This window comes from Anabaena sp. AL93, assembly GCF_001672085.1.
GTDB classification, from domain to species: domain Bacteria; phylum Cyanobacteriota; class Cyanobacteriia; order Cyanobacteriales; family Nostocaceae; genus Dolichospermum; species Dolichospermum heterosporum.
Genome location: NZ_LJOU01000083.1, coordinates 22,502 through 28,501, shown reverse-complemented (window position 1 = coordinate 28,501; position 6,000 = coordinate 22,502). Strand labels below are relative to the sequence as shown.

The window sequence follows — 6,000 nt, the reverse complement described above, 5'->3', positions numbered from 1 at the left end:
AGTAGGGGGAGTAGGGGGAGTAGGGGGAGTAGAGGAGAAATTTCTTCCTTCTTCCTTCTTCCTTCTTCCTTCTTCCTTCTTCCTTCTTCCTTCTTCCTTCTTCCTTCTTCCTTCTTCCTTCTTCCTTCTTCCTTCTTTCTTCTTCCTTCTTTCTTCTTTTTTCTTTCTCCTGAACTCCTGAACTCCTGACAGCGCAGCGTGGCGTTAGCCATACTCCTGAACTCCTGAATGGGCGCAGGCCCTGCGCCCCTACCTCCTGATAGCGCAGCGTGGCGTTAGGCATACTCCTGAACTCCTGAACTCCTGATAACTAACAACTTGTATACACCAGCCTCAACTGAGACTGTAAATTTAATCTAAAATCTCATATCCACTATCATTTAATTTTTTGGTGGTGTTCGTCGTCTTTGCAGAAAATCGGGGATATCCAAGGAAGGTTTTTCTTTTGGTTGTTCTACAACTGGACTGGGGTTATTGACAGGTTGTTGTAGTGGTGAGGGTCTTCTGGTAGTTGTGGGAGTGGGTGTGACGACTCTAGGGGTAACTACGGTTTGTGCTGATGGAGGTTGGATGTCACCTGTAAATCCAGTTGCAATTACAGTAATTCTGACTTCTCCTTGCAGTCTGTCATCAATTACCGCTCCAAAAATAATATTGGCATTAGGATCAACGACTTCATAGATTGTTTCTGCCGCAGCATTAACTTCATGAAGGGTCAGATCACTACCACCAGTGATATTAAAGACAACTCCCCTAGCTCCTTCAATAGAACATTCTAGCAAAGGTGAAGAAATTGCGGCGATCGCAGCTTCTCTAGCTCTAGACTTGCCCGAACTCACACCAATTCCCATCAAAGCCGATCCCGCATCAGCCATCACAGCCCGCACATCAGCAAAGTCAACGTTGACCAATCCAGGAATGGTAATAATATCAGAAATTCCTTGCACACCTTGACGCAATACATCATCAGCATAGCGAAAAGCTTCTTGCACGGGAGTTTGTTCAGGAATGACTTCCAATAACTTATTATTGGGAATAATAATTAAGGTATCTACCCGACTTTTCAAGCCTTCAATCCCTTGTTCTGCTTGGCTAGTGCGTCTGCGTCCCTCAAAGATAAATGGACGAGTCACCACACCAACAGTAAGAGCGCCCATTTCCTTGGCTATTTCTGCCACAATTGGGGCTGCACCTGTACCTGTGCCACCACCCATACCAGCAGTAATGAATACTAAATCCGCGCCTTCTAAAGCAGTAGCAATTTCATCACGAGATTCTTCCGCCGCCTTTTGACCAATCGCCGGATTTCCACCCGCACCTAGTCCTCTAGTTAATTTTTGTCCAATTTGCAAGCGACTAGGAGCGCCCGCTAAAGTCAAAGCTTGAGCATCAGTGTTAATTGACCAAAACTCAACACCGGACACATCAGACTCAATCATGCGGTTGACAGCATTACCACCACCACCACCTACACCTATCACCTTAATATTAGCAACACGGCCTGGCACAATTTCACCAATACCGCTATTTTCAGGAGAAATTCTCTTGCTATCCTTACCTTGGGCAAAATTTAGCCCAGAGTTACTAAAGGGGTTATTTGAGTTCACAGCCTGGGAGAACCCTAGTTGTCCTGGAGTTTGAGAGTTATTAGTCAGCCCTTGGTTATTATCAAGTGTCATTGGATTTGTGAAAGGTATATAAACGACTTTTTTCGGTGTAATTCACCTACGAGTCAACCAGTTGCCAAAATTTGTCTTGGCAGCGGATTTTATTTTTTTTGCTATTTCCCAGCCTATATGATGGCAGGTTAAGATGTGATAATTTGTCCATGAAAGAGGTATAAAACCTCAGTTGTAGGGTCAGATATTCAGACTATTGCCGGCTAACCCTTTTACTTATGGATTGTTGATTAGCTTTACAGTTTATGATCTGGCAACTGCCAAGATAGTTAAGACATCAATTGATTATGAAACTCTGTTGATCACAGGATTTTACTCAGTGATTCCTAACTTATGTGACTCCTTCCATATCAACCCCTGATCTTGCTGACTCCCCCCTATTCTTAAAAAGTATAGTTCCAAAAAGTATAGACATTCATTGATCTCATCCTTTTTATCAGCAACAGATTAATTCAACAATAGCGTTAGCTAAACTTCTCCGTAGCCCCCACTATAACAAAACAACCCTATCTATGGATTTCAAGCTGTTGGAACTGCTTGACAGCAGGCACTTAACTGGCTATTAACTGTTTGACAAAGCTTAATGCTAGTACCGCCGGGCGTTCGTCAAAAGTCAAAAGTAATATTGAGCAAGCTTTTTGGCAATTGAGAATGGTTCATTCACTTAGGGAACACCAAAAAATAAATTACCCAATTTTGTGGGATGGGCATACTATGGCTAACGCCACGCTACGCTATCGACAAGCTCAGCACAAGTCCTGCCTGTCCTTGATGATTAGCAGGCTTTTCGTCCCGCACCACAAGAAATTTTTGGGTATTTTTTTAATTGGAAGTCCCTTAACCGACAGTGTACTAGTAATAATTTTTAATAACCTCCCCACGTTTTTTGATGAATGTTTTTTAGTTACTAACTTTACAACCTCTGGCATGATTTTGTAACTAATGGCTAAAGAATTCCATATCTATATGTGTAATATATACCTAATTTACAAAAATATGAAATTGTCAACGGATTGGTGTTTTGTTCAGTAAGTCTGATTTCTTGATAACTAAGCCTGATTTTTTTTGATTCATTTGTACTAATGGAATAGCAGGATTTTTGAGATCAATGTAATCTATATTACTAGGATTAACTTCATTTGGTAAACGGCGCATTTGGACAAGTGCTTGAATTTGTTCAGTTAATCTACTGCTAGGGCTACCTAAATGGACATTTCCTAATTGAGTTTTCAAAATTAAATTCGTAGGATCTTGAAAATTAATTTCTGTCACTTGGAGAGAACTGCTACTGATAGCTTCATAAAGTTGCCTCCAGAATGGCTGGTATTGGGCGATCGCCCCAATTACTATGAGTCGAGGTAATTTGGAGTTGGGGCTAATGGAGATATAGCCTGATAAAGGCATCCATACGCCACTAGCATCCAACAAACCCAGTTCATTTTGTTTGTTAGCCGTACTGCTATTTTGTAAACAAGACTTAACCTCAGCAGACTTACCCGTGAAAGCCGGATTTAGCACACAACTAGTTACCGTTTGATCTTCAGTTATTTGAGCTATCGCCACTGGTATTCGTTCCTGGATTTCAATAATTAAACCAGGAGGTAATAAACGGCGGCTAACCGTAGCTTGGGCAATGTTCGGTTGTTTTCTTAAAGAATCAGCAATTAGGGCAGGTTGAACTCGCCACAAAGACTGAGGAGACGACAACCCCAACAATGAATAAATGTCCTTTTGCGTCAAAACTTGACCACCAGATTTAATCACTATTTGCCCCGAATCCTTTAACACCCACATCGGTTGGATTGCCCCCCAGAATAAAACCGCAGCAAATCCAGTTACAGCCAGCGTCCGCCAAATAGCCTGAAGAATTTTGAGTTGTCGCTGCCGACGTAATTTTTGGCGGCGTTGAGCTAAATTTGTCCGAGAAACTGATAATATCCCAGCCATGCAACCCTCTTATGAATATCAATCCAATCTACAAGATAAATTGAACTATTCTAACGAGTCATCAACTTTGAAAACATCATGAGTATATTTGGGAAGATCATCCTCATCACTAACTTCCTCCGACAAATTTACTAACAAAGCTTTTATTCGCATTCGCGCAATATAAGGCCAACCACCCTCAGACTCAATATCTCGAAGCAGCGAGTATAATCTTTGGCGATTAGTCGGCAAATTTTCCTGAAATACTCCATCCCGAATTTCTTTGTGCAACTTTTCTAAATGACGTAACAAAGATAATAATGCAATCACATCTCCTTCACAGTTCTGAGCTACATCTTTAACCGCACCGGAAATCGCCTGTAGCTGGTAGGACAAATCCCCAGATGCACAATTTTGATCATGGTTCATGGAACGGGTTACTCCATAAAACTAATACGATACTGGAAAAGTCCCTAAATTGATCAACAAAAAAGTCATACAGCAGAATTACTGGAGTTTCAGAGTCAGGAGTAGAACCGTCTTGGTGTCTGGCTTTACCTCATTAATCTGCTATTTGCTGTATATAGCGGTGAGTAAGTTGGCGTTAAAAATTATTGGTCGAACTCACGGACAAGAGAACAAATTTTGGGCAACTTTACTTTTCGTTACATATTACTCTTGTGAGAAGCCGCTCCGCGTCTACGGCTTTTTGCCGTTCACCTACTTAGAGACTTCCAAATAAAAAAATGTCCCAAAACTGATGCAAAAATTCTCTCTCTGTGTACTCTGTGCCTCTGTGGTTCGTTTCTTGGGATAATTTATTTCTTGGAAGTCTCTTATGCACTGAAATGAGAGACAAAAATTAGGTCAACAGCCAATCCAGCACTCCCGACTACTAAAAGAGCGCAGGGACTGCACCCCGAACTCCTAAATATATAACTTTCTAACTATTCTCAGGTAAGGAGAATCCTTGATGCTAAGGTAGAGAAGGCTTTTTCATGATTTGTGCTGTACAACAGCCAAATTTAACCGCTAGAGCGCTTTGATTTTGAGTTAAAAAAAATCGTATGATCTGGCTAATTTCCCTATCCAAACACTCTTGTTGTATGTCCTGAAAACACATACATCATCCAAAATGGATGTGGTTCGCTGCTTAGTCTATGGTTTAAATTCCCGACTCAGGAACGCAATGCGTCCAAGTACGGTTACTAAAGCAGTTTGACAACTTAAATATTAACTTTTTGAGATTGAGGTTAACCATGAGGTATCGCGCTTTAATTGTTGCTTTCTTGGCTCTATGCTTAGGGCTAATCACCGCTTGCAGTGATGAACCTTCCACTAGCGTCCGTGATGTACTCACTTACGAACAAATTCGTGGCACTGGCTTGGCTAACAAATGCCCTCAACTAGCAGAAACTAGTCGTGGTTCAATTGCTATTGATCCCAGCGTGAAATATAGCATCAAAGAACTTTGTTTAGAACCAACCAGTTTCTTTGTTAAGGAAGAACCTGCCAACAAACGTCAAAAAGCAGAATTTGTACCTGGTAAAATTATGACTAGATATACTTCTACCATTGACCAAGTACAAGGTCAGCTAACCAGTAATGCAGACAAGAGCTTAACCTTTAAGGAAGAAGATGGTCTGGACTTCCAAGCTATCACCGTTAAACTTCCTGGTGGTGAACTAGTACCCTTCTTATTTACCATCAAAAACTTAGTTGCACAAACACAACCTAATTTAACTAGCATCAATACGTCCACTGACTTTGAAGGAACTTTTAAAGTACCTTCCTATCGTGGCGCTGCTTTCTTAGACCCTAAAGGTCGTGGTGTGGTCAGTGGCTATGATAACGCTGTAGCTTTACCAGCCGGATCTGATAATGAAGAATTGACCCGTACTAATGTTAAACGTGCAGAAATTCTCCCAGGTAAAATTTCCTTACAAGTAGCCAAAGTAGACAATACTTCTGGTGAAATAGCTGGAACTTTTGAAAGTGAACAACCTTCTGATACAGATTTAGGTGCAGGTGAACCTAAAGAAGTGAAGATTCGTGGTTTGTTCTACGCACGTATTGAACCCCTTTCCTAAATATTGATACAACATCATAGGAGCGTATACTGTATAAATATTTTAGCAATTTAGTAACTTAATATACCTCCATGATGTTGAAAATGAATTCAGAAGTCACAAGAATTGATTTGTGATAATTACCCCAGCCAAGATGTACTCAGCTATTAATGTACATCTTGGTTTTTTTCTGGGAAAACTATGGCTTTTGACTATTTATGTAATGTAAATTCACTGACCTAAAATTTTATTTTATTTTTATGTTTTCAGGTTTGAGATAAACTTAACTATTTAATTACCAATACCTTGTCCATTTTCTGATTTGT

5 protein-coding genes are annotated in these 6,000 nt (G+C 40.6%); 1 reads left to right on the top strand and 4 read right to left on the bottom strand.

The features are described from left to right. The 4 genes from AN486_RS19910 to AN486_RS19895 form a co-directional block, all read right to left on the bottom strand. Positions 1 to 212 (bottom strand): hypothetical protein (locus AN486_RS19910; RefSeq protein ID WP_290602247.1); only part of this gene is annotated, 212 nt, incomplete at its 3' end. A gap of 168 nt (positions 213 to 380) precedes the next feature. Next, positions 381 to 1,679 (bottom strand): cell division protein FtsZ, encoded by a 1,299-nt coding sequence (gene ftsZ, locus AN486_RS19905; protein ID WP_039204701.1) that lies wholly within the window; start codon positions 1,677 to 1,679, stop codon positions 381 to 383. 1,005 nt (positions 1,680 to 2,684) lie between these two features. Further along, positions 2,685 to 3,626, bottom strand: a complete 942-nt coding sequence (locus tag AN486_RS19900) for an FtsQ-type POTRA domain-containing protein (RefSeq protein WP_168636218.1) — start codon at positions 3,624 to 3,626, stop codon at positions 2,685 to 2,687. A 45-nt stretch (positions 3,627 to 3,671) separates the two neighbouring features. Beyond that, on the bottom strand, positions 3,672 to 4,034 hold the full coding sequence (locus AN486_RS19895; RefSeq protein WP_053540619.1) for a hypothetical protein: 363 nt from the start codon (positions 4,032 to 4,034) through the stop codon (positions 3,672 to 3,674). Positions 4,035 to 4,864: 830 nt separating this feature from the next. Between AN486_RS19895 and AN486_RS19890 the strand changes: the two genes are divergently transcribed. Further along, positions 4,865 to 5,695: a photosystem II manganese-stabilizing polypeptide gene (locus tag AN486_RS19890; protein ID WP_039205072.1), complete on the top strand. Its 831-nt coding sequence runs from the start codon at positions 4,865 to 4,867 to the stop codon at positions 5,693 to 5,695. The last annotated feature ends 305 nt before the right edge of the window (positions 5,696 to 6,000 follow it).